This is a genomic window from Prevotella melaninogenica (assembly GCF_018128065.1).
Taxonomy (GTDB): domain Bacteria; phylum Bacteroidota; class Bacteroidia; order Bacteroidales; family Bacteroidaceae; genus Prevotella.
Genome location: NZ_CP072359.1, coordinates 909,764 through 934,186, shown reverse-complemented (window position 1 = coordinate 934,186; position 24,423 = coordinate 909,764). Strand labels below are relative to the sequence as shown.

The window sequence follows — 24,423 nt, the reverse complement described above, 5'->3', positions numbered from 1 at the left end:
GTTACTGATTTTTATTATTTCAAATACCAATACCCATTGATTCTTCCATTGTTTTTATACGTTGTATCTCTGCAATAATCATATCATTACAACTAATAATGGTACGAAGGTCGCGGTAAAGACGTAAGCGGAAACGCCACATACGGAAATAGAAGAAGATACCAGCAGGTACTATAATAGCTGCAAGAATATTTAACCACTTATGGTCAAATGGTCTTGTATGTGCCTTTACTGCTAATATTGGGTATTTGTTAAGTTCTGTCATAATGACTTTGTTACGTGTATTGCTCAAGTCATCAATGACATTTTCAAGCTCATCATTAATCTTTTCAATCACATGATCCGTATGATAACGGAAGAACACCTTTATTATATTAGGTGCAGACTTGAGTCTACGTGTCTTAGCATACGCTGCAATTCTTACGTTCAAATCGCTAAGTTGTTCTGCCGCCTTGCGATAATCAGGGTCGTGCAAGATGACTTCCTTGCTGGAAATGCTACGTTTAACACGTATTCCGAACATCTTCATCAACAGAAGCCTGTACATATCAGCATTAAATACGGCAGAATCGTTGTTTGCCTTGTAAGTGAAGAACACCGCCATCGGAATGAGAACAGCCATAGAAAGTCCTTTACCAAACCATATTGCCCAATCCCCCTGACGTGCCATTCGATAACCCGTATTATCAAGAATATAAAAGATAATGAACACGATAACACTGATAATGATAGGTATTCCCAATCCTCCCTTACGGATAATTGCACCGAGTGGTGCACCAATAAAGAAGAAGATGATACATATCAACGACAAAGTGAACTTATTAATCGTCTCAATATCATGCAATCGAATGACCTTATCACCATCACTGGTTATCATACTCTTGAAATCAAGGTCGCTAACTTCTTGCTGAACGGTTGACAAAGCTTGGTCGACAACATAACGACGCTGATCTGGTGGTAGCTTATTAAATGCAGAATCTACATTAAAAGCCTTTTCTCTTGATAGTTTAACAGCCTCCTTCTTTTCGGAAACTTTAAGCTTAGGTTCTCGATAATAAATCGTCTGTGCGTCCTTATAGAAAGCTTTACCCACACTATCATAAACATGTACTAAGGAATCCTTATCATGCTGTATCTTCTGAATACTTTTCGTTCGGGCATCATTTGAGATACCAGCCATATCCGTAAGGTTGAAGTCACCATCGAAGTCAAGAACGATATGCTTATGTGCAAAGGTCTCACGACGATAAGGGACACTGGCACTATTACCCATTTCTTGCGAGCGCATATTCTCAAACCACTCTCCGCTCCATAGGTTCAGAACAAGATGTTTCTTGTCCGCTGTCGACTGCAACATACCTGAATCGGCAAGGATAATAGCTTGATCTTCGTAGCTATCCGTCATTCGGTACACCATAATATTATATAGGTGTCCGGTCTTTAAATCCTTCTTCTCTACATAAAGATTGGTTTGTGGAATACCATCATAGAAGATTCCCTCAGGGATTTCCAGTTCAGGACTCTTCTGTTTCATAGAGATAAGCAGCTGTGCAATATGTTTATGTGCGATTGGTCCCACATTATTTTGGAAATAAAACGACCCAAAAGCAATAAATATACTTATAACTATCAACCCTCTAAACGACTGAATCAAAGAGATTCCTGCGGCTTTAATGGCTGTCAACTCTGAACTCTCACCAAGGTTACCATAGGAGATAAGCGACGAAAGAAGTATTGCTAACGGAAGAGCCTGTGGTACCATCATCAAGCTCATGTACCAAAAAAATTGCCCAAGAACATCCATGGACAATCCTTTTCCTATCAAGTCATCGACATATCGCCATAAGAACTGCATCATCAACACAAACAAGCTGATGAAGAATGTTCCCATGAAAAGCATGCCAAACTGCTTGGCAATAAAGACATCTAACTTCTTGATTTGAAACATGATATAATAATGAGGGCCTTATTCTCCCTTATTTTATGTGCAAAGCTATAACAAGCAAAAACAAAGAGAACTTGTTTTCAATCTGTAAACTCCGACTTACCTTTTGCAAAATTACATAAAAATATCAGAGTAATGGTCTTTTTTAGTATTTTTATTCTTTAACCTGTGTCTTTCCTATAACAGCACTCACAATCTTCGTTTATTATATTTCCCTTTCATCCTCATATCTTACAAAGAAGCATGACTTCACAGAAAGAAAACCGAAGAAACTCTTTGTCTGTTCTTATGTGATAAAACAAAATAAGTTTCAAGCCATCAAAACAAAAAAAATAGAGCATGTGAGCGATTAAACTAACATCGCATCATAGACCCTATTCTCACCATAATTTATTCACATCTGCCTACATTCCTGTTATACGATGCAGGCGATCAATATTTTGATTCCATAGTTGTTCCAACCCTTCTACATCATCATCATCTGCGAAATCAGTAACCAAGAGATGATAGTTACCAGCAATCTCACTATGGTACATCTTTATCTCCCAATAAGAGTCGCTCTCTGAAGAGTCCCAATGAAAACGTATATAATCATTTTTCATCATATCAACAACAGTTGCCGTATGCGTATCGTGTTCGCGAAGTGGGTCACCCCAGACGAAAGTTGTCACATCCTCATCCATCATCACATCATCTGCCAACCACTTCTTCAAACCAATTGGCGTACTAATCAGTGCCCACACAGCATTCCCCGACCGAGTTTTCAATTCGTATTCCAGTTCGATCTTCTTACTCATTTCCAAATATTATGGTTAATATTATTCAAATTACAACTCTCTCTTCTCTGCCGTCAAACTCAATCTGACATCCTTATTAAAAATCGTTCGTCATATATGGCTTGATTAAGCAGAAGCATAAGTAGCCGTTAAAATGTATTGTCTACCTCATGTCAGAACTGCAACTCGCTTATCTTGTATCAAACAGAGAGACACTCTCTCAACGAGTAAACTCCCTATTTTATTGCCTTAAAGCGTAACAATTAGATAAATCTATAGATATTATCATTATCTAAGAAACGCAGATAATACATAAAGCAACAACATGTTATATTGCCGTTCTCACCTCTTATCAAATGCAAATATAAAACTTTTTCTTGAGTATTCGTTAAAAAAACAACGTAATATTTGCGAGTATGACATTTTCTTCATACCTTTGCACCCGCTTTCAAGAACGAAAGTTAATGGACGGCGGGATAGCTCAGTTGGTTAGAGCGTCGGATTCATAATCCGGAGGTCCGGGGATCGTAGCCCCGTCCCGCTACAAGAGAAGAGGGTGTGTCAAAATAGACATATCCCCTTTTTTTTGCACCAGTTGGGTAAAAAACGTTGTCGCTCTGTTCCTCTCTGTGTGTCATTTCTTCAAGGAACTGAATGCCTCGTAAACTTCTGCGGAATTATGTGCATATCAAAGTGAAATTAACCCTCCACACATATGGTGTTAAGCCTCCGCACCATTTGTGCTAAGCCTCCGCACCACGCATGAAATATATTAGCACAACAGACTGTGATGGTAAACATGCACTAACATAGTGAAAATTAAAACCTTAAACCAGCCTATAGCGTTAATGAGCTTATACTTACACAATTCTACTTAATCGCAAATCGTAATATTTAGAGCAAAATAAGAAAGTAATTCTTCTTTTATTCTCTTACTCCCAAAGCATAAATTCGGAAATCTAAACCATCTCGGATGGAGAATAGGTTATTGTTTTGTTTGTAGAACAATGCTTCTAAAGCACTAAGGGAAGGAGGAACAAATAACTTCTGTCTATGAATGCAGACAATATTTCTGGATTCAAACAATCCACACAATTCGTTATAGAAGCCAATGAAAATAAAGACACACGATTAGACTAAGAACCTATCTAAGGTAATGTACCGTCTCTTATGAACAACTGCCTATCATTAACGCTATAACAAAAAAAGGCGAGCCTTTCGACTCGCCTTGTGATTTTAATCAGTAACAGGTTATAAAACCTTATGGGAGGCTGATAGCCTCACTTGGACAAACTGATGCACAAGTACCACACTCAGTACATGCGTCTGCATCAATCTTATAGATCTCACCCTCAGAGATTGCCCCTACTGGACATTCGTCGATACATGTACCACAAGCGATACAATCATTACCAATTACGTAAGCCATAATATAAAAATTTATAATGTTAATAATGTTCTTGTATTACAAATAGGCTTCAATACCTAAATTTGATGATGCAAAGGTAGAAATAAATTCTTAAATACCTAAACATAATAGTAAATATTACAAATATTTAGACGCCATAAAAATAAAAAATAGAAGTTGAAAATAAATATAAAACACTGATAATTTGACGATTAAGGAAACAAGACTTTTAATAACAGAAAGGCATACAAGCTCTTCTTAAATAAAAACATTCTAATTAACGACTACCTAAAAAGGATGATTAAGCCCAAGAGACAGACGACAACGTCAATCATATAGACAATAAAAGCAGAAGAAATACGTTTGAAGATTAATTATGAAAAAAATATTAGTAGCCCTCACCCTATTGGCTTCCGCACTTACAAGCCACGCACAGGAACGAAGAGTGCAGAACCGCCCCTATACGGATTTGCGTGATTTTCATTTCGGTGTACTCGTTGGCACACATCTGCAAGACCTTGAACTCAACAATGTTGGTCCACAGATGGTCGACCTTGGCGATGGCAACGGAATGGTTCAGAAGATTGTCTCAGCCGACCAAGACCGCTGGGATGCAGGATTTACGGTGGGCGTATTGGGTGAGTTACGAATCAATTCTACTTTTCAGCTGCGTATGGCTCCTGCCATGTACTTTGGTACACGACATCTGACTTTCCGCAATATCACAGACCTTAATGCGCAAGGCGAACCTACGGAGCAAGTGCAAGACCTCAAAACAGCATACGTTTCTTGTGCTTTCGACCTCATTGCAGCTGCTCCACGCTTTAATAACCATCGTCCTTACGTGATGTTGGGACTGAATCCTATGCTCAATCTCTCAGGTAAAGACAATGATTACATCAAGCTCAAACGTAGCGATGTCTTCGTAGAAGTAGGACTCGGATGCGATTTCTATCTCCCCTACTTCAAGTTACGTCCAGAATTAAAGTTCATGTACAGTCTTATAAATAGTCTTGACAAGAATCATTCTAAGAATCTTCAAGACAAAAATATGCTCATGTATACCAACTCTGTCAACGAAACACAAGCAAAGATGATAGCCCTTACTTTCTACTTCGAGTAAATCCTTTATTTATCAAGCAAATAGATATAGCATAAAAGATTTATAACAAGAAAAGATTTATCGAAAGCAAACAGAATCTATGCAATATTGAAGTTCAACTCCAAAATTGCATAGATTATTATTAAAAACCCTATTTTTCACTTGTTTAATTGTTCTTTTTTATGTAATTTTGGAGTTGAACTCCAAAATTACATAAACTCATGAACGAATATATACACCGAAACATTGAGAAAACAATACTCGAAGCATCTAAATACTTCTCAGTAATTGCTGTATCTGGACCAAGACAATCGGGCAAGAGCACCTTATTAAGTCAGCTGTTCCCACTCTACGAAAAATACAGTTTAAAAGATCTAAACATTCTTGACTATGCGCAGAATGACCCTATCTCCTTCCTTAATCAAACGGACGAAGGGATGTTCATTGACGAAATACAGAAGTATCCTCAACTACTTGATTACATACAAGGAATTGTAGATAATAACCCGAGAAGACGTTTCATCTTGTCTGGGAGTTCGAATTTTGAAGTCATGAAGAAATTATCAGAATCTCTTGCAGGTCGTGCAGGTGTATTCGAACTATTGCCCATGACGATAGAGGAAGTTACGGGAAAAATTGATTTAAACAATTTGAATCAAGTACTTTATAATGGATTCTACCCCGCCATTTGCGCAGGAAAAAATATTGCTAAATACTTTTACCCATCATACGTCAGAACATATTTGGAAAAAGATGTAAGAGATTTCTTACAAATTAAGGATCAAATGCTCTTCACAAAGTTCTTAAAATTATGCGCTGCACGAATTGGCTCTCTTTTCAATGCATCAGAATTAGGTGCTGAAGTGGGTGTAAGTTCTAAAACTATCAGCCATTGGATTTCTATCTTACAGGCTTCCTATCTCATAACACTCCTTCCACCTTATTATGAGAACATATCCAAGCGATTAGTAAAAAGTCCAAAACTCTACTTCAATGACCCCGGACTTGCCTGTTATCTACTCGACATTGAGACGCCACAACAGTTAGACAGGGATAAGATGCGTGGTGCTATCTTTGAGAACTTTATTGTCATGGAGGCAATCAAACATCGTTATAATATGGGCTTAGAAGGTGGCGTATTCTTCTATCGTGACTCCAATCAGAATGAAGTTGACATCCTAATCAAACAAGAAGGGGAACTGACTGCCATTGAAGTGAAATCTTCTATGACATATAATTCTTCCTTTGAAAAGACACTCACTCTGATTGAAAGCTGGATAAAGACTCCTGTCAGAAAGAAAGCCGTTGTTTATTCTGGGGATTTTGAGAACACAACAGGGAACATCAATCTTATCAATTACCGACACATTGCATCCATTCTATGATGGGTGATGAATGGTAGGTGTTGGGTGATAAATGTTGGGTGATGTATCTCGCCATCTACTCCCCTCCCTACGAGGGAGGGGTTGGGGGGATTGGAACCAGCAATTTATTTTCCTGTCACTCTTGTCATTCAAAGCATGGCATTAACTTGCTATGATACAGATAGATACATGAAATGTTAAAAATGACAGCAACTTTAAACAAAACTATCCTTGTATTTTCTGTAATAGTGTCTTACTTTGGAGGAATAATAAACATCAAAAAATGGAAAGACGCTTTTTATTAATTCTTAGTGAACTTATCTCACCCACCTCTTCTACTCAGTCGTACAAAGCATAGATTACCTTGCTAAAAGCTCCCCCGGCACAGAGTATAAAAGACTGTAGGCTGTATCAATAAGATTGCCAATGACAACTTTATTGATACAGCCCACATTATTTATATATAGGTCTTATCGTTTAAAAGACTTACTTTTTCTTCTTCATATCAAGCACCAACTTACCTACGTAAATAGCATGCTTACCATTCTGATCGACGCCAACCATCTTGCCGTCAAGGTCTTTCACGTACTCTAACTTTGTAAGATAGGTATGTGAGTGACCACCTAATACAAGGTCAAGACCACGAGTCCCAGCGATAACCTCCTCATCACTGACCCCTTCTATATTCCAACCAAGGTGAGAAATACAGATAATAAGGTCGCACTTCTTAGCCTTCAATTCGTTAATAACCTTCTGTGCGCAAGCGACAGGGTCGTTATAAACGATTGGACCATAGTTAGCTTTCACTACCAAACCATCCAATTTTGGAGCAAGTCCGAAGACACCAATCTTCAGTCCGTTGCGTTTCAAGATGATATAGGGCTTAACCAACTTCTCTAACTCTGTACCCTTGAAATCATAGTTTGCACAAACGATTGGGAAGTTTGCCTTCTTAAAGAGACGTACCATATTATCCAAACCAAAGTCGAACTCATGGTTACCAATCGTAGCTGCGTCATAGTGCATCTGATTCATCAGACCCACTTCAACATCACCTTTGAACATTGTGTAATAAGGTGAGCCTTGCGAGAAGTCACCACTATCGAAAAGCAGTAAGTCAGGGTGCTTTGCACGTTCTGCTTTAAGCATTGCAATACGACGCACAAAACCACCACGATCAGCCTTCATCGTATCAGCAAGATTAGGATTGAGCGGATAAATCTGACTATGTGTATCGTTGGTGTGAAGGATTATCAGTTGTTTATTCTGTCCAAAAGCAACAACAGCTAAAAGGCAGAAAGTAATCAGTAATATATTTCTTTTCATTTCCTAACTCATTAAATAATTATTCGACACGGATACGTCCTTCTATGTGAGCATTCACTACCTTACCTTGAGCCGTCTGCTCCTTAAAATAGTTCATAATGATAAAACGTGTATTATTGCTGCTCTCTTGAGGTGAGACAACACTTGTTGCCGACTTAAAAGCCTCCATCTTGTCATTACCTTGTGCCAGATAATCAAGCGTAGCAATACGATAGCTTGCCTTAGGGTCAATCTCCTTACCATTTAGACGAGCAGACTTCAACTTATGATCACGTGTAAAAACAAGTTCAACACCATGGCTAACAGCCTCGCCACCAGTATGTGCCATCTGTGAGAACAACTCTAAGACTTTCTCACCAGAAAGTGTCACAAAGCAGATTTTATTCTCAAAAGGTGCAATATCCAACACGTCACCAAAGGTAATCTTACCTTTAGAGAGTGCCGCACGAATGCCACCCATATTATAAACACCAAAGTCTACCTTCTCATTATAATCACGAGCTGCCCACACCATGATGTCAGCCAGCAGGTCAGAGAGGTCGCTCTCTGGGCGATGTGCCACCATGTCGTGGTCAACCTCGCCTACAAGAGGTCCCATAACCGAGTCAACCTTGTGCTTATAAGGTTCCATAAACTTTACTGCCCCTGCATCAGGAGTAGCGTCATATCGATTATCAACCAGCACACGTGTGCGCTGAATGCCTGCCAACTCGTAATGAGAAGCACATCCCGTCAACGCTAATAATGCTGTTAATCCAGACAGATAAATCGTTTTTTTATACATATATAATGACTTTTATAGTTCTCATAAATATTTATCAGAGTAGAAAATAACCCTACTTTGATTAACTTCCAACATCGCCCATCCTGTCATCTATAGATAACATCACAAGCCGATAATATTCAAAAAGATGATGCAAAAGTAAGAAAAAAAAACGAATCAAATGCTTGTCGCAAGACTAAAGATATATTGCCACATAGAAAACACGTTCAAAAATAAGGCACATAGAACTATAATATACCTCATTTTAGGTATTGCACGCTATATAGAATATTAATACTTTTGCAAAAGTTAATTAACATTCATAGGATTGTATTTATATGAAGAAAGAAACAATTTATCTATCTCTCGCAATGCTTGCAATGGCAACAACACCTTGTAAAGCACAATCAGAAGAGATTAAAGACTCCACACAACATCTCGAAGAAGTAACTATCAGTACCACACGTATGCCTGAAATAAAGCAGAATGCGGCTGCTACAGTTACGATTATTGACCAAAAGCAAATAGCAGAAATGAGCAAATCGGCTCCCGATATCACCCATCTCTTGGGCATGCTCACACCTGGTATGGCTCTATCAAGTAATACTACAAGCTCGCGCGCACAATCACTTCGTGGAAGAAGCGCACTTATCTTGATTGATGGTATACCTCAATCAACTCCTTTACGTTCAACAGACCGTGATATCCGAACCATCGATATCGCTGCTATCGACCATATAGAAGTGGTAAAAGGTTCTACCGCTCTCTATGGTAATGGTGCTATCGGAGGATTGATAAACATCATAACTAAGAAGAATACCACCAACAAGACTGTAGCTGGAGAGACGACTCTCTCAGGTTCAACTTATAACTTCTTCCGTCACGGGAAAGGGCAAGGTTATCGCATCAACCAGCAAGTTTATGGTCGTGTGGGGCAGTTTGATTATCTCGTAAATGGGACTTTCGGACGTACAGGTAGTGCTATTGATGGTGATGGAAAGTTCATCTCTCCACGCTACGGACTCGGTGATACTTATACAACAAACGTACTTGTTAATCTTGGTTATTCCCTATCTCCAAAGAACAGAATCGAATTGATGTATAATTTCTATCGTAGTTTGCAAGATACGAAATTGATTCCTTTCGGTGGGAAATACCTCCAAAGTCCTTCTATTGGTATAATTGGTAATAAGGACCCACAGGCTGTTGACGAGGGAACAAGATACAATCACAATGCTTACCTCAAGTTTACATCAAAGGATATATTCAAACATACCGACTTAGAAGCATCTGTTTATGGTTCAGGAATATATACTATCTTCGACTTCCGTAAGGCTAACCCAACGCAACCAAGATGGGAAGAAACAAGCGGACAGTCGGCTGTTAAGGATCGTAAGTTTGGTTTCCGCACCCAGTTTAATACTCGACTTATCTTCTCAGAGAATGCTTTTGCACATTTAGCTTATGGTTATGACTACCTTTATAATAAGACTTCACAACCATTGGTAGATGGTAGATATTGGATGCCATGGCTGACAAGTAACAACCATGCGCCCTTTGTTCAAATAAAGACGACGCTCTGGCAGCACCTTAACATCAAACTTGGAGGACGTTACGACTTCATTAATGTGAACGTACCAGACTATGATGTATTGCGCAATAAGCTTTCTGATCCACAGGTTCAAGTCAAGGGTGGAAAGCTAAAGTATAATAATATGTCTTTTAATGTGGGTATTTCTTATAACAAATATCCCGCTTTTCAACCCTTCGTAGCCTACTCTCAAGGTTTCTCTATCTTTGATTTAGGTCGTACATTACGTGCTGCTAAGGCTGATGTACTCTCTAAGATATCAACAGAACCTGTAAAGACAAACAACTACGAGATGGGTGTTTACTCTGATATTAACCACTGGTTGCAGTTGAATGGATCTGTTTTCTACACCTATTCTAAGCTTGGAAGTGACCTCAAGATAGAGAATGGTTTTTGGGTAGTAAACCGTACTCCACAGAAGGTATATGGCGTTGAATTGAGTGCAGATGCACAAATCCTCAGTAACTTAAAGGCTGGTGCTAACCTCTCATGGTTCGAAGGTAAGCTCAAATCAGCATCTGGAGATTGGGACACATACATGTCGAATATCTCCATTCCAGCCGCTAAGTTGGCAATGTATGTCAACTATGCCCCTGTCAAGAACACCTATCTCCAGTTACAATACATGCACACTGGTAAGCGTGACAGATTTACACCTAACGCATCAGGAGTATATAACGAGGGTGAAGGTATCGTAAATCGCATCAACTTACTAAACCTTACCGCAGGCGTAAAGATGAAGGTTTGCGACTTAAGTTTGGCTGTATCGAACTTATTGAACTACACTTATTACACACCAGCATCTATGATGATGGCACGTAATGCAGAGTATGCTCACGCTGATGGACGCAAGATAACACTCACCGCAGTGTTCAAGTATTAATGCTCAAACACTCGATATACTTATTCTCAGGTGCTAAAAGGACATATATAATAAGGTAAAGTTAGGTAAAGTTCACCTTCTATGCTTATTTAAGATACTCTTCTAAATACAGAAGCAGCCTATAGTATATCATAAACTATAAGCAGGGAAGACGGAATACAACAAGTATTGTATCGTTTCCCTGCTTTTCTTTTACTCTTCTCAAAAGCCCTAATTATATCTTTACACCTCATATAATACCAACATATAGACTGTCCATTGTTACTATATAAGGAACATGCTGCCAGCCTTTTATACGTCAGATGCCAATAGTTGCAACTCTTCTAAAAGACCACTTACGCAGAAAGCAACTATTAAAAAACGATTAAACTTTTGATAGATACATATAATTACTTACTTTTGCAATACGTATCAATTAATTCAACAAAACATTTATTATTATGAAAAAGAGTTTGTTCGTTAGCATCGTTATGCTGTTCGTTGGCATGACTATCAATGCTCAGGACTACAAGAAGCAGTCATTCATTCCAGAGGCTGATATGCCTGATGCAGGTATTTACCTCCCTGCCCCACCTGACACAGCATCCTTCCAATTCGATTATGACTTCCGTCAGTATTGGTGGGGTCGAAAGATGAGAGAGAACAAAGAACGTGCTGCACAAGCAAAGTTTGACGCCAACTTCGACGTTGATTCTGTTCTCGTAGGCTTTGCTCCTTCTTTTGGTTTGCTTATCACACCAGAGAAGACACCAGAGACCTACAAACTCATGTGCATGATAGGTATTGATGGAAACCATGCTGTTGACCGTGCTAAAGCAAAATATATGCGTAAACGTCCGTTTGCACAGTTCCACGAGCATACACTTCAACCTCAATTTGAGGCAGAGTTGATTAACAACGGCTCTTATCCTTCAGGTCATACCTGTCGCGGTTGGATCTTCGGATTGACTTTGACAGAGCTGAATCCATCACGCGGTAACGAGATTATGAAACATGCTTACGAGTATGGTCAGAGCCGAGTAATCTGTGGTTATCACTATCAGAGCGATGTCGATGCTGGTCGTCTTTGCGCAAGCGTAGGCTTTGCTGCCGTACAATCATCTGATGCTTTCCAAAAGCAAATGGCAAAGGCTAAGAAAGAGATAGCTAAGGTGCTTGCAACAAATAAGCATTAAAAAGCTTACATTTACTTTGTTATTTCATTGAAAAGTAGTAACTTTGCACCGCTTTTCGGCGTAACCGCTGATCGTGGAAGAGTCATGGATTACGTTACGTTGGAACGACAAACAATATTTAATTAATAGAAAAATGGATTTAATTAAAGTTGCTGAAGAAGCATTTGCAACCGGCAAGCAGTTCCCAGAGTTCAAGGCTGGTGACACTATTACTGTCGCTTACAAAATCGTCGAGGGTAACAAACAGCGTATTCAGCTTTACCGTGGCGTAGTTATCAAGATTTCTGGTCATGGTGAGAAGAAGCGTTTCACAGTTCGTAAGATGTCAGGCACCATTGGTGTTGAGCGTATCTTCCCAATCGAGTCACCAAACATCGATTCTATCGAGGTGAACAAGCGTGGTAAGGTTCGTCGTGCGAAACTCTACTACCTCCGTGAACTCACAGGTAAGGCTGCACGCATCAAGGAGAAGAGAACTGTTGTTGCAGAGAAGTAAGCCCTTGGAAAATCCAAGAAAATAAAAGTCCGAAACTATTGGTTTCGGGCTTTTTTATTTACCTCTTAATAAGGATTATTAGACATTCATTATTGATAAAGCTAACGAAATAAAGAGAGAAAGCGTTATCATATTGCACCATCTAAAACATCTTCTTGTCAGTTTTCTTGACTATGAAGAAAAAACTTCTCACCGTAAAAACACATATAAATAATGTAGGGACCCATGCTTTGCTTATCTTGTGATAGGTATCGCTAACAGATAAACACATCATATGTCCCTACAATCCTTCAGAGATAACCTTTCAGAGAGTCTCCCCTACTCAATATCTCTACAGAGCAATTAATCTTCGTAATTCAACTTTGCATCATTTTCACCATGCAAAGCCGCATTTAAATCTTTCCAATTTTGGAAACCAGCAAAGAGAGCTAACCTATCTAAAGTCTTTTTAGAAGGTTTTTCCTTCCCCTTGAAATAACCTATCAACTTATTCAAAGATGACGATTCCAAGTGGATGTGATGAAGTGCTAACCTACTGGACAATCTTTCTAAGTCAGAAGCCAACTCTCTGCGGACATTTGCCTTTTGACCAAGCTCCTCAATAATGGTTCTAAGCTTCTTTTTCATACCACAATTTTCAACATATACTAACGTAATGCAAAAGTAACGAAAGATTGTCTAACTAAGTAATATTCATCGACTTTTCTTAACACTCTGACTGTTAATTAAAGTTGTAGACATAAAGAAGTAAACAAGAATCTAACACTCTGTTCAGCTAAATGATAGAATAAATTCACTCGCATACCTCATCATCGATTGGTTAGCAAATAATCAAAAAAATATTGAAAGTGTATCAGGTTAAACAATGTTTAATAAAAATGCTTATCTTTGCAGTCAAATTGACATTCTAAGTCTGACTGAGTATATGACAAGCCCTTTATTATAGGATAATATCTCAAGGTAATAAAATTCGAAACATTTATTAGAACACTATAATTAGTATTATTAATTTTACAACAGAATAGTATATATGAACACAGTAAAAAACAAACCCTTCCTCTTATTATTGGTATTGCTTTTCCAGGTATTTACAATAAAAGCACAGAATAATTTCACCAGACTTCATGGCACCTATAATGGCTCAGCGAAAACAGAAATTATAAAAAAGGACGGAAGTTCTTCAACCACAGAAGTGAAGAAGTTTCAGGTAGTGATTGAGAAAATAAATGATGACACAAAACTTATACTGAGAGATTACAAATTAGGTGCATATACTTTCGAGGATATTGTGTTTGACAATCTTACAGCAACCTACCAACCAGAGAACAAACGATGGAAATTCACCATCAATCCTCTTTCTGGTGATTACGTCAATGCAAAAGGAACCTCATTGAGTTTACAAGTCCATGGCTCGCTAATTGGTAGCGACAACTATGTTTATGACAATGGAACTATAGAATTCACTTTTGAAATTTATAATAGACCAGAAAGCAAGACAAAGAATATCTACAAAGGCAAGAATGACGTTGCAGCAGGTATTAGTTCTATAGCTGTCAACAATAAAAAGGATATAATCTATGACCTTAACGGTCGCCACGTACAGAATCCACGCAAAGGACTCTATATCATCAACGGTAAGAAGGTGTTGTTGAACAACAAGTAAGCGACCGAACAAGCCGAACAGACCATGTAAAAGACGGCATAGGAAATACTATCCAAACCTTATACAGCACTGACACGATAAAACAAGAATCCCTTTATAATGGCTTAAGCACCACGCTTACCATATATAAAGGGATTTTTGATTAAACAGAATCAAGTAAGAATAAAGCTAACAGAAGCCTTGTTAGCTTAATCTTCTCTATCCGTTTACTTCACAGCAATGCACTCAACCTCAACAAGTGCGCCCTTTGGCAAAGCCTTTACAGCGAATGCTGAACGAGCTGGATAAGGCTCCTTGAAGAACTCGGCATAAACTTCATTCATCGCTGCGAAGTTCTCCATATCAGAAAGGAATACTGTTGTCTTGACAACATGAGACAGGTCTACACCTGCAGAAGCCAACACGTTGCGTGCGTTAGTGAGCGACTGGCGAGTTTGTTCCTTCACGCCACCCTCTGCAAATGCATTAGTAGCCGGGTCAATAGGAAGCTGACCAGATGCGAAGATGAAACCATTGGCTTCGATAGCCTGACTGTAAGGACCTACTGCTGCAGGTGCCTTGTCTGTGTGTAATGCTTGCATATCTTTAAGTAATTTAAAGGGATTAAAGGAGTCAGAAGGTGTTTTACCTACGGCAGAATAGCCTTCAAGCTCCAAATATTATTTTCTTTTCGAGTGTAAAAGTACTGCTTTTCTTTAAAAGAAACAAACCAACACGGCTAATTTACTTAAAAACAACAAGCATAACGACGTATTCCATTATTTTTCCTTATCTTTGCACTACCAATTTACATATACCACATAAGTTATATGAAAGAATTAGCTCTTAAGTACGGATGCAATCCGAACCAAAAGCCTTCACGTATCTATATGGAGGAAGGCGAACTCCCAATCACAGTTCTCAGTGGTCGTCCTGGCTACATTAACTTTCTTGATGCGCTCAACAGCTGGCAACTCGTTAAAGAGCTGAAGGCGGCTACGGGTCTACCTGCAGCTGCATCGTTCAAGCATGTCAGCCCAGCTGGTGCTGCAGTAGGTCTTCCTTTGAGTGATACACTCAAGAAGATTTACTTCGTCGATGATGTTGACTTCGAGCTTACACCGCTTGCCAGTGCTTACGCTCGTGCTCGTGGAGCTGACCGTATGTGTTCTTATGGCGACTTCTGTGCGCTCAGCGACACCTGTGATAAGGAGACTGCATTGCTGATCAAGCGTGAAGTTAGCGATGGTGTTATCGCACCTGACTATACTCCAGAGGCTTTAGAAATTCTTAAGGATAAGCGTAAGGGTGCATACAATGTCATTAAGATTGACCCTAACTATGTGCCTGCTCCTATCGAGAAGAAGCAAGTGTTCGGCATTACCTTTGAACAGGGCCGCAACGAGGTGAAGCTTGATGACCCAGCACTCTTCGAGAATATCCCTACCAAGAACAAGACATTCACTGAGGATGCTAAGCGTGACCTCATCATTTCGTTGATTACATTGAAGTACACACAGAGTAATTCTGTTTGCTATGTGAAGGACGGACAAGCCATTGGTATTGGTGCTGGACAGCAGAGTCGCATCCACTGCACCCGCTTAGCTGGTAGCAAGGCTGACGAATGGTGGCTGCGCCAGTGTCCAAAGGTTATGAACCTCCCATTCAAGAAGAATATCCGTCGTGCTGATAGAGATAACACAATAAACATCTATATCTCTGATGAGTATGCAGATGTACTGCAGGATGGTGTATGGCAACAATTCTTCACAGAACGTCCAGAGCCTCTGACACGTGAAGAACGCAAGGAATGGATTGCCAAGAACACAGGTGTTGCACTCGGTTCTGATGCTTTCTTCCCATTTGGCGACAACATTGAGCGTGCGCATAAGAGCGGTGTAGAATATATAGCACAGGCAGGTGGAAGTATTCGTGACGACCATGTTATTGACACTTGCGACAAGTACAACATCGCAATGGCATTTACAGGCGTTCGTTTATTCCATCATTAAAAAGATTGTATATGAGTGATATTGACGATATTATCGAGACCGGAATGGTCTTTCGAAGTGCCTCGAAACCCAAAACCGATGACGGCAAGGTAAAAACCAAAGCCAAGAAAAAGAAGTATATTACTGGTGCACACGGCTCTGGCAGTGCAAAGCAGAAGGCTAAATACCGTCAGCAACGTGCCAACCGACACAAGTAAAGAAAACAACGAATGCCCTCGTTTGTCCGTCCCTATTGAAGAGTACTGGAGAAACGAGGGTGTTCGTTGTTATTTTAATATACCCTCTAAATATTAAGAAAAGGTCAACCCTTTTGAAGAAAAAGGTAGACCATTTGGAAGAAAAGGGGCAACAACAGAGAAAGAGAAAACCTTTTCTAATGAATCTATTAAGACAACACTATTGATTACACGGTCCCTTTCAAATTACTTTCATACGAAAAAATATTTTTCTTCATGAAAAGAAATATTTATTTTCACGACAAAAATATTTATTTACATGAGAATAATTCCGTAATAACCATGGAATAGGTATCTATTTCAATGCAATACCTGTATAGATAGTACCAAATCCTTCTTTAAGAATACGTGCTGAGAAGAAGTCGGAAGCATTATCATAAGTGCAGATAGCAGACTGAAGGATATTAGCTGTTGGCACACCAAGTTCTTCTAACTGAAGTTGATTGCAAAGCGGAAGGTCAATATGCCACTTCTCATACATACGTGCAATACGCTCCATAGGGAAGCCTGCAGCAGCAAAAGCATCATAAACTTCCTGTCCTACCTCAAAATTCTTTGGGAAATACAAGGACCTACGACCACTTTAAGTTCCTTTGGGTCAGTGCCATATAGTTTTGTCATCTTACGAACTGTATGCTGAATGATACGTTGCACCGTACCACGCCAACCGGCATGGGCTGCACCAATGGCATGATGAACTGGGTCATAAAAAAGAACAGGAACACAATCAGCCGTATGAACGCCAACGCAGACGTTACGACAATCGGTAACGACAGCATCTTTTCCTTCTTCCATCTCATACTGTTCAGCGGCTGAAAGATTAAAAAAAGCATCCGTCACAGTCAGACAATGTGTCTCGTGTATCTGATGCAGACGGATAATTTTATCAGCCTCAACACCAATCTCAGCAGCTACAGCCTGCAAATTCTCTACCACAGCAGAAGGTTCATCACCTCGATGCGGGTTGATGTTCAGCGTAGCAAGTTGTCCCTTGCTGACACCGCCATGACGAGTAGTACTAAAACAGACCACCTCATCGACAAGTTTGAAGTAATGAAGAACAGGCTTAATCATTCGTGTATTCAAAATCTTCAAGGTCTTCTACCTCATCCAAGTCGTCAATACCTACCTCTTCAACATCATCAATATCAGCATCTTCTGCCTCCAACTCAGCTGCAAAACGTGACATATCCTTGTCACGATGAACAAGCGTATCCTCTGATAAGATGCTCTGCAACTTATTGCTCTCTGCATTAAGTTCCTTCCAAAGAACATCTTTCAACTCGTCAATTCCTTGTCCTGTAACAGCAGATATGAAGACAACAGGAAGGTCTGTTGGCAACGTTTCACGCAGCATCTCAATGAGTTCGTCATCAAGTAGGTCGCATTTTGTCACCGCTAAGACACGATGTTTGTCGAGCATCTCTGGATTAAACTGCTGCAATTCGTTTAGTAACACCTCATATTCACGCTTGATATCGTCGGTGTCTCCTGGTACCATAAAGAGCAGAAGGGAGTTTCGCTCAATATGACGGAGGAAACGTAAGCCGAGTCCCTTACCTTCACTGGCACCCTCAATGATACCAGGAATATCCGCCATCACGAAACTTTGATTGTCACGATAGCTAACAATACCCAACGATGGTTCCATCGTGGTGAATGGATAGTTGGCAATCTTTGGCTTTGCACTTGAAAGCGTAGACAACAAAGTTGACTTGCCCGCATTCGGGAAACCCACCAGACCGACATCGGCTAACAGCTTCAACTCAAGAATAACAGTCATCTCCTGCATCGGCTCACCCGGTTGTGCATAACGTGGAGCTTGATTCGTAGCCGTACGGAACTGGAAATTGCCCAATCCGCCACGTCCACCTTTCAACAACAATACCGTCTGTCCGTCGTGCATAACATCGCAGACATACTTACCCGTTTCAGCATCATAGGCAACAGTACCACAAGGAACATCAATATAAATATCCTTTCCATCCGTACCATGACACTTATCACGACCGCCATTACCTCCATGTTCCGCATAGATATGACGCTGAAACTTCAAGTGCAACAGCGTCCAATAATTGTGGTTACCACGTAAGTAAACACTTCCACCCTTACCGCCATCGCCACCATCTGGTCCGCCATTAGGGTTATACTTCACATGACGAAGGTGCATGGAACCTCTACCACCCTTACCAGAGCGGCAGTATATCTTTACATAATCAACAAAATTTGAATCAGCCATAGCAAGTGATGGGTGTTAGAAGTGGGGTGAATTATAGTTTAAAAGCCCTATCTTTCTTCAAGGACTAAATAACAAAAAACTGATAGGAGATGGGAAGAAGTAGATACATTATGTATCCCTTAACACCCAACACCTATCAGCTGGATATATTAAAGACTGTCAATAACAGACTCAATACGTGCAAAGATTTCTTCAACTGTACCGAGACCTTCAACATGATGATGAATCTTCTCACCCTTATACCAATCAATTAATGGAGAAGTCTGGTTGCTGTAAACATTGAGACGCTTCTTAATTGTCTCCTCATTGTCATCAGAACGACCACTCTGCTGTCCACGAAGAAGCAGACGCTTCATCAACTCATCCTCAGGGACAAAGAGTTCAACCATAGCCGCTACGCTGTGACCACGCTCAGCCAACATCTTCTTCAAAGCCTCTGCTTGTGGGATAGTACGTGGGAAACCATCAAAGATAACACCCTTATGTTCCTTGCCAAAGCTATCGTATACGCTTGCAAGAATATCTATCATCAACTCATCAGGAATGAGCTGACCATTGTCAATGTATCCTTTTGCAGTCTTACCAAGTTCCGTACCATTCTTAATCTCGTTACGAAGTACGTCACCGGTTGAGATATGACCGAAGCCATACTTCTCAATCATCTTGTCGCTCTGAGTACCTTTACCAGCACCTGGCGCACCGAAAATTACAATATTCTTCATTATTCTTGTACTAAAGTATAAATATCTCGTAAGTTGCGACCCTGCTGGTCATAGTCAAGTCCATATCCAACAATGAAATCGTTTGGTATCTCCATTGCAGCATATTCAATATTCAAAGGTACTGTCAACTTACCTGGCTTTAACAGTAAGGTAGCGATATGCAAGCCTGCTGGCTCACGTGTTCCCAATGTTTCGAGCATACGCTTCATTGTTGCACCAGTGTCCACAATATCCTCAACAATAATAACCTCTCTACCACGGATATCCTCGTTCAAACCGATAATCTCCTTGATAGTTCCAGTTGAGGTAACACCTTGATAAGAAGCCAACTTAACAAAAGATATCTCACAAGGAATGGTGATCTGCTTCATCAAGTCAGAAGCAAACATGAATGAACCGTTCAGCACCGCAAGAAAGAGTGGAGTCTTACCTTCAAAATCCTTGTTTATACGGTCAGCTACCAGCTTTACCCTCTCCAAAATCTCGGCTTCAGGAATAGAAGTCTCAAACGTTTTGTCCTTAATTGTTACTCGACTCATGCTTCTTTATTTATAATTTAGCGCAAAATTACGAAAATAATACCAAACTATCCGCATTTATTTTGTAAATTTGCCATCGATATGAAGATATTTACAAGTGCCCAGATTCACGAACTGGACAGATACACCATAGAACACGAACCTATCAAGTCGATTGACTTGATGGAACGTGCAGCAAAAGCCATTACCCGTGCTATCATGGAGGAATGGTCTATACATACGCCAATTGTTGTCTTTGCAGGACCTGGCAACAATGGCGGTGATGCCCTCGCTGTGGCACGTTTGCTGACAAACGAAGGCTATAAGGTGAGTACCTTCCTTTTTAATATCAGCAATCATCTATCAGAAGATTGTGTGACAAATCGTCAACGTCTGCTCGATAGCAAACATGCAAAGGATTTCACAGAAATCACAGCAAAGTTTGATCCACCTGAGTTGACTGCCGAAACATTGGTCATTGATGGCTTGTTTGGTTCTGGACTTAACAAGCCATTGGCGGGTGGCTTTGCTTCTTTAGTGAAATATATCAATCAAAGTCCTGCAAAGACTGTGAGTATTGATGTCCCTTCTGGTCTGATGACTGAGGACAACACGTATAACGTACGTGCAAATATCATTCATGCTACCCTCACATTAACCCTCCACGAACGGAAACTATCCTTCCTTTTCGCTGATGCACAGCAGTTCATTGGTAGACTGAAAGTACTCGATATTCGTCTAAGTCAAGAGTTTATCAGAAAGACCGAGGCACAATATTACATCTTAGAAGAGAACGATATTCGCTCACGTCTACTCCATCGTGATGACTTCTCACACAAAGGAGACATGGGCAACGCCCTTATCATTGCTGGTAGTTATGGTATGTCAGGTGCTGCAATATTAGCTACACGTGCCTGTTTGCGCAGTGGTGTGGGTAAGGTAACAGTGCATACGCCGAAAAAGAACTATGACATCATGCAGATTTCTGTTCCTGAAGCTATCTTGCAGATAGACCATGAGGAGACGGCCTTCACTGAAGCGGTTGATACAGATGATTTCGATGCACTTGCAATAGGTCCTGGATTAGGCAGACAGGAGCCTACTGCCACAGCGATGATAACGCAGATAAGACGCGCACAATGTCCTATTGTTACCGATGCTGATGCCCTTAATATTCTTGCAAGCCATCGCGCATGGATGCAACAACTACCAAAGGGAATCATTATGACGCCTCACGCAAAGGAACTCGACCGTCTTACAGGCTCACCTGCCAATGCTGACTTCGAGCGTCTTCATCGTGCAAGAGAATTGGCAAAGTCCTTACAAGCTTATATCATATTGAAGGGACACAACAGCGCACTCTGTCTGCCTACTGGTAATGTTATCTTTAACTCAACAGGTAACAGCGGCATGGCAACAGCTGGTAGTGGTGATGTTCTCACAGGAATCATCACAGCCCTCCTTGCTCGTGGTTATAATCAGCAGAATGCTTGCATGGTTGGCATGTACCTCCATGGGCTTGCTGGCGATTTAGCAGTCAAGGACTTAGGCAAAGAGAGTCTCGTTGCTGGAGATATCATTAACTATCTCCCTAAGGCTTTCAAACTTTTGGACGATTAATAACCTGCCAGAAGAACAATCCGCAGCCTCGCATGGTTCAATCCATGTGGGGCTGCGGTTTTCTCTGTTCCAACCTACGAGGCACTGCCTCATAGAAACCAACAAGCCTCGTAGAAACCAACACAACAAAAAGCGGCAACTCCCGAAAGAAGCTGCCGCTAATGTTTTTATTTGGTCATGCTGACCTCAACAAATGATTAGTCGAGGTTAGCAAGTTTGTTCTCAGAACCAAGAACGTCTGTAATCTTATGCTTGTAAAGATCCTCCATGTATTCACGAGCCTTACCGCAGTACTGGCGTGGGTCGAAGTACTCTGGGTGCTCATCAAATGTCTGGCGAACACCTGCGGTGAATGCAAGACGAGAGTCAGAATCAATGTTAATCTTGCAAACAGCACTCTTAGCAGCCTGACGAAGCTGCTCCTCTGGAATACCAACAGCGTTAGGCAACTTACCACCATGTTCGTTGATGATATCAACATACTCCTGAGGAACTGAAGAAGAACCATGGAGAACGATTGGGAAACCTGGGAGCTGCTTCTCGATAGCTGCGAGAACATCGAATGCCAATGGAGGAGGGATCAAACGACCAGTCTTTGGGTCACGTGTACACTGCTCTGGAGTGAACTTGTAAGCACCGTGAGAAGTACCGATTGAGATAGCCAAAGAGTCGCAACCTGTACGAGTAGCGAAGTCAACAACCTCCTCTGGCTTTGTGTAGTGAGAAACCTCAGCTACTACGTCATCCTCAACACCAGCGAGAACACCGAGTTCAGCCTCAACAGTTACGTCGAACTGATGAGCATACTCAACAACCTTCTTAGTCAAAGCGATATTCTCTTCGTATGGAAGAGCAGAACCATCAATCATTACAGAAGAGAAACCGAAGTCTACACAGCTCTTGCAAGTCTCGAAGCTATCACCGTGATCAAGGTGAAGAACAATCTCAGGATGATGGCAACCCAACTCCTTTGCATACTCTACTGCACCCTCAGCGAGGTAACGGAGAAGAGTCTGGTTAGCATACTTGCGGGCACCCTTAGATACCTGAAGGATAACTGGTGACTTCAAATCAGAAGAAGCCTTGATGATAGCCTGAAGCTGCTCAAGGTTATTGAAGTTGAACGCTGGAATAGCGTAACCACCGTCAATTGCTCTCTTGAACATCTCACGAGTGTTCACGAGACCTAATTTCTTGTAATCTACCATAATTTCTTTTATCTTTTAAAATTAATAAATCTATACCTATTTACAATTGCAAAAGTACAGTTTTATTTTCTGATATCCAAAACATCACACATATTTAATAAGCGCAAAATGTTAAATTCCGTGATAAACTGCAATGTTTTCAGAATAAAAGCGAATAGACTTATTAGATATAATAGCCTAATAAGCCTAATTTCTTATTTCAATGATAAACTGAATTACTTCTCTGATGGTTCAATAACACGCCAAACAACTAATGCAAGCGCACCACCAGCAAATAAACCTACGATAAAGACCCAAAGGAAAGTTAATCCTTCACGTAAACGTTTGCGATTTATTGTATTACATCAAAACTTTTTCATACTTATCATTTTATATCAAGGCAAACACAGCCTTTAGTCCATAAAAAGCCGTACCTTTGCACAAGGATTAATGGTTTTCGATAATTATAAGTCATTATTCATAATGGAAATTACAAAGTAATAAGAAGACAAACAACATGAAGTATAAGATGATTGTGCTCGACTTGGACGGCACATTGACTAATGATAAAAAGGAAATAACCCCACGTACAAAAGAAGCCCTTATGCAGGCACAAGCCGCAGGAGTGCACGTCGTACTGGCATCTGGGCGTCCTACCTATGGAATAGTCCCTTTAGCAGAAGAGCTGAAACTAAAAGAAAATGGCGGTTTCATCCTCGCTTTCAATGGCGGAAAGATTATTGATTGCACTAACAACGAAGTTCTTTTCGAGCAAAAGCTGGACGAGCAGCTCGTTCCCCTACTTTATCAAGAGGCTAAGCAAGCGGGTATGGAAATCCTAACCTACCAAGGCGAAGGCATTGCTACTACGAATAAAAATGACAAATACGTAGAACATGAAGCTTTCATCAATAAGATGCCCATCGTGCAATATGATGATTTCCTCAACCAATTGGTCTATCCTATCAATAAATGTCTGATTGTTGGTGACCCTACCCCACTTCACGAGTTGGAGATAAGATTAGCCAAAGAGTTGGAAGGAAAGATGGAAGTATATCGTTCTGCCGACTTCTTCCTTGAATGCGTACCACTCGGTATCGACAAAGCACGCTCCCTTGACCGTCTTATCTCTACACTCGGTATTCAACGGGAAGAGGTGATAGCCTGTGGTGACGGCTATAACGACCTCAGTATGATTCGCTTTGCAGGACTTGGTGTGGCTATGGCAAACGCAGCAAAAGACATTCAGAGCGAGGCAGACTTCGTTACCCTATCAAATGAAGAAGATGGTGTCGCACACGTCGTTGAACGTTTTATCCTTTCTTTAGAGAAAGTCAATTAAGTAGTGTTCATCATCAATGACGAATTCTTTTCATGAAGAAAAATAATTTTATTCATGAACATAAATATTTTTTTCG

The 24,423-nt window shown here is 40.4% G+C and carries 21 protein-coding genes, 1 tRNA gene and 1 pseudogene; 11 read left to right on the top strand and 12 right to left on the bottom strand.

Features of this window, described 5'->3' with window-relative positions; translation table 11 throughout:
- Positions 1-19 precede the first annotated feature (19 nt).
- Together J5A56_RS03855 and J5A56_RS03850 are read right to left on the bottom strand one after the other, a co-directional pair.
- On the bottom strand, positions 20-1,948 hold the full coding sequence (locus tag J5A56_RS03855; protein WP_021672334.1) for an LptF/LptG family permease: 1,929 nt from the start codon (positions 1,946-1,948) through the stop codon (positions 20-22).
- A 401-nt stretch (positions 1,949-2,349) separates the two neighbouring features.
- Entirely contained in the window at positions 2,350-2,742 is a 393-nt protein-coding gene (locus J5A56_RS03850; RefSeq protein WP_021672335.1) for an START-like domain-containing protein, read from the bottom strand.
- A gap of 449 nt (positions 2,743-3,191) precedes the next feature.
- On the opposite strand from J5A56_RS03850, the gene J5A56_RS03845 reads away from it, so the two are divergent.
- Positions 3,192-3,265, top strand: a tRNA-Met gene (locus J5A56_RS03845).
- A 717-nt stretch (positions 3,266-3,982) separates the two neighbouring features.
- Here the strand turns inward: J5A56_RS03845 and J5A56_RS03840 are convergent.
- The gene (locus J5A56_RS03840; RefSeq protein WP_021672336.1) at positions 3,983-4,150 is read right to left on the bottom strand and encodes a 4Fe-4S binding protein; all 168 of its coding nucleotides are present in this window, start codon (positions 4,148-4,150) and stop codon (positions 3,983-3,985) included.
- A gap of 355 nt (positions 4,151-4,505) precedes the next feature.
- Between J5A56_RS03840 and J5A56_RS03835 the strand changes: the two genes are divergently transcribed.
- Positions 4,506-5,252 (top strand): porin family protein, encoded by a 747-nt coding sequence (locus J5A56_RS03835; protein WP_021672337.1) that lies wholly within the window; start codon positions 4,506-4,508, stop codon positions 5,250-5,252.
- A gap of 200 nt (positions 5,253-5,452) precedes the next feature.
- Positions 5,453-6,616, top strand: coding sequence for an ATP-binding protein (locus J5A56_RS03830; protein WP_021672338.1), 1,164 nt, complete (start codon positions 5,453-5,455; stop codon positions 6,614-6,616).
- A gap of 465 nt (positions 6,617-7,081) precedes the next feature.
- On the opposite strand, the gene J5A56_RS03825 is transcribed toward J5A56_RS03830, so the two are convergent.
- A complete protein-coding gene (locus tag J5A56_RS03825) occupies positions 7,082-7,921 on the bottom strand; it encodes a bifunctional metallophosphatase/5'-nucleotidase (protein WP_021672339.1) in 840 nt (279 codons plus the stop codon).
- Between the two features lie 19 nt (positions 7,922-7,940).
- Positions 7,941-8,705: a 5'-nucleotidase C-terminal domain-containing protein gene (locus J5A56_RS03820; RefSeq protein ID WP_021672340.1), complete on the bottom strand. Its 765-nt coding sequence runs from the start codon at positions 8,703-8,705 to the stop codon at positions 7,941-7,943.
- 317 nt (positions 8,706-9,022) lie between these two features.
- Between J5A56_RS03820 and J5A56_RS03815 the strand changes: the two genes are divergently transcribed.
- From J5A56_RS03815 to rplS, 3 genes are all read left to right on the top strand, one after another.
- Positions 9,023-11,158 carry a TonB-dependent receptor gene (locus J5A56_RS03815; protein WP_021672341.1) on the top strand — a complete coding sequence of 712 codons (2,136 nt, stop codon included), beginning with the start codon at positions 9,023-9,025 and terminating at the stop codon, positions 11,156-11,158.
- 440 nt (positions 11,159-11,598) lie between these two features.
- Positions 11,599-12,333, top strand: coding sequence for an acid phosphatase (locus J5A56_RS03810; RefSeq protein WP_021672342.1), 735 nt, complete (start codon positions 11,599-11,601; stop codon positions 12,331-12,333).
- A gap of 133 nt (positions 12,334-12,466) precedes the next feature.
- The gene (gene rplS, locus J5A56_RS03805) at positions 12,467-12,829 is read left to right on the top strand and encodes a 50S ribosomal protein L19 (protein ID WP_036920085.1); all 363 of its coding nucleotides are present in this window, start codon (positions 12,467-12,469) and stop codon (positions 12,827-12,829) included.
- A 342-nt stretch (positions 12,830-13,171) separates the two neighbouring features.
- Here rplS and J5A56_RS03800 read toward each other — a convergent pair whose 3' ends face one another.
- Positions 13,172-13,456: a hypothetical protein gene (locus J5A56_RS03800; protein ID WP_021672344.1), complete on the bottom strand. Its 285-nt coding sequence runs from the start codon at positions 13,454-13,456 to the stop codon at positions 13,172-13,174.
- A 403-nt stretch (positions 13,457-13,859) separates the two neighbouring features.
- Here J5A56_RS03800 and J5A56_RS03795 point away from each other — a divergent pair, with 403 nt between their 5' ends.
- The gene (locus tag J5A56_RS03795) at positions 13,860-14,492 is read left to right on the top strand and encodes a hypothetical protein (RefSeq protein WP_021672345.1); all 633 of its coding nucleotides are present in this window, start codon (positions 13,860-13,862) and stop codon (positions 14,490-14,492) included.
- Between the two features lie 206 nt (positions 14,493-14,698).
- Here J5A56_RS03795 and J5A56_RS03790 read toward each other — a convergent pair whose 3' ends face one another.
- A complete protein-coding gene (locus J5A56_RS03790) occupies positions 14,699-15,073 on the bottom strand; it encodes a RidA family protein (RefSeq protein WP_009012227.1) in 375 nt (124 codons plus the stop codon).
- 228 nt (positions 15,074-15,301) lie between these two features.
- On the opposite strand from J5A56_RS03790, the gene J5A56_RS03785 reads away from it, so the two are divergent.
- Both J5A56_RS03785 and J5A56_RS03780 read left to right on the top strand, forming a co-directional pair.
- On the top strand, positions 15,302-16,483 hold the full coding sequence (locus J5A56_RS03785; protein ID WP_021672347.1) for a phosphoribosylaminoimidazolecarboxamide formyltransferase: 1,182 nt from the start codon (positions 15,302-15,304) through the stop codon (positions 16,481-16,483).
- Positions 16,484-16,494: 11 nt separating this feature from the next.
- Positions 16,495-16,680, top strand: coding sequence for a hypothetical protein (locus J5A56_RS03780; RefSeq protein WP_013264945.1), 186 nt, complete (start codon positions 16,495-16,497; stop codon positions 16,678-16,680).
- A gap of 334 nt (positions 16,681-17,014) precedes the next feature.
- Here J5A56_RS03780 and pgeF read toward each other — a convergent pair.
- The 4 genes and pseudogenes from pgeF to hpt form a co-directional block, all read right to left on the bottom strand.
- Positions 17,015-17,793 (bottom strand): annotated as a pseudogene (gene pgeF / locus J5A56_RS03775) (peptidoglycan editing factor PgeF).
- On the bottom strand, positions 17,786-18,958 hold the full coding sequence (obgE, locus tag J5A56_RS03770; RefSeq protein WP_021672350.1) for a GTPase ObgE: 1,173 nt from the start codon (positions 18,956-18,958) through the stop codon (positions 17,786-17,788). Before obgE ends, pgeF begins: the two are co-directional and overlap by 8 nt.
- Positions 18,959-19,107: 149 nt before the next feature.
- The gene (locus J5A56_RS03765; protein ID WP_021672351.1) at positions 19,108-19,680 is read right to left on the bottom strand and encodes an adenylate kinase; all 573 of its coding nucleotides are present in this window, start codon (positions 19,678-19,680) and stop codon (positions 19,108-19,110) included.
- Positions 19,680-20,219, bottom strand: a complete 540-nt coding sequence (gene hpt, locus J5A56_RS03760; protein WP_021672352.1) for a hypoxanthine phosphoribosyltransferase — start codon at positions 20,217-20,219, stop codon at positions 19,680-19,682. The genes J5A56_RS03765 and hpt overlap by 1 nt, the downstream gene beginning before the upstream one ends.
- A gap of 81 nt (positions 20,220-20,300) precedes the next feature.
- Between hpt and J5A56_RS03755 the strand changes: the two genes are divergently transcribed.
- On the top strand, positions 20,301-21,818 hold the full coding sequence (locus tag J5A56_RS03755) for an NAD(P)H-hydrate dehydratase (RefSeq protein ID WP_021672353.1): 1,518 nt from the start codon (positions 20,301-20,303) through the stop codon (positions 21,816-21,818).
- A gap of 197 nt (positions 21,819-22,015) precedes the next feature.
- Here J5A56_RS03755 and J5A56_RS03750 read toward each other — a convergent pair whose 3' ends face one another.
- Positions 22,016-23,026: a class II fructose-bisphosphate aldolase gene (locus J5A56_RS03750; protein ID WP_004360402.1), complete on the bottom strand. Its 1,011-nt coding sequence runs from the start codon at positions 23,024-23,026 to the stop codon at positions 22,016-22,018.
- Between the two features lie 496 nt (positions 23,027-23,522).
- Between J5A56_RS03750 and J5A56_RS03745 the strand changes: the two genes are divergently transcribed.
- A complete protein-coding gene (locus tag J5A56_RS03745; RefSeq protein WP_021672354.1) occupies positions 23,523-24,347 on the top strand; it encodes a Cof-type HAD-IIB family hydrolase in 825 nt (274 codons plus the stop codon).
- Positions 24,348-24,423 lie beyond the last annotated feature (76 nt).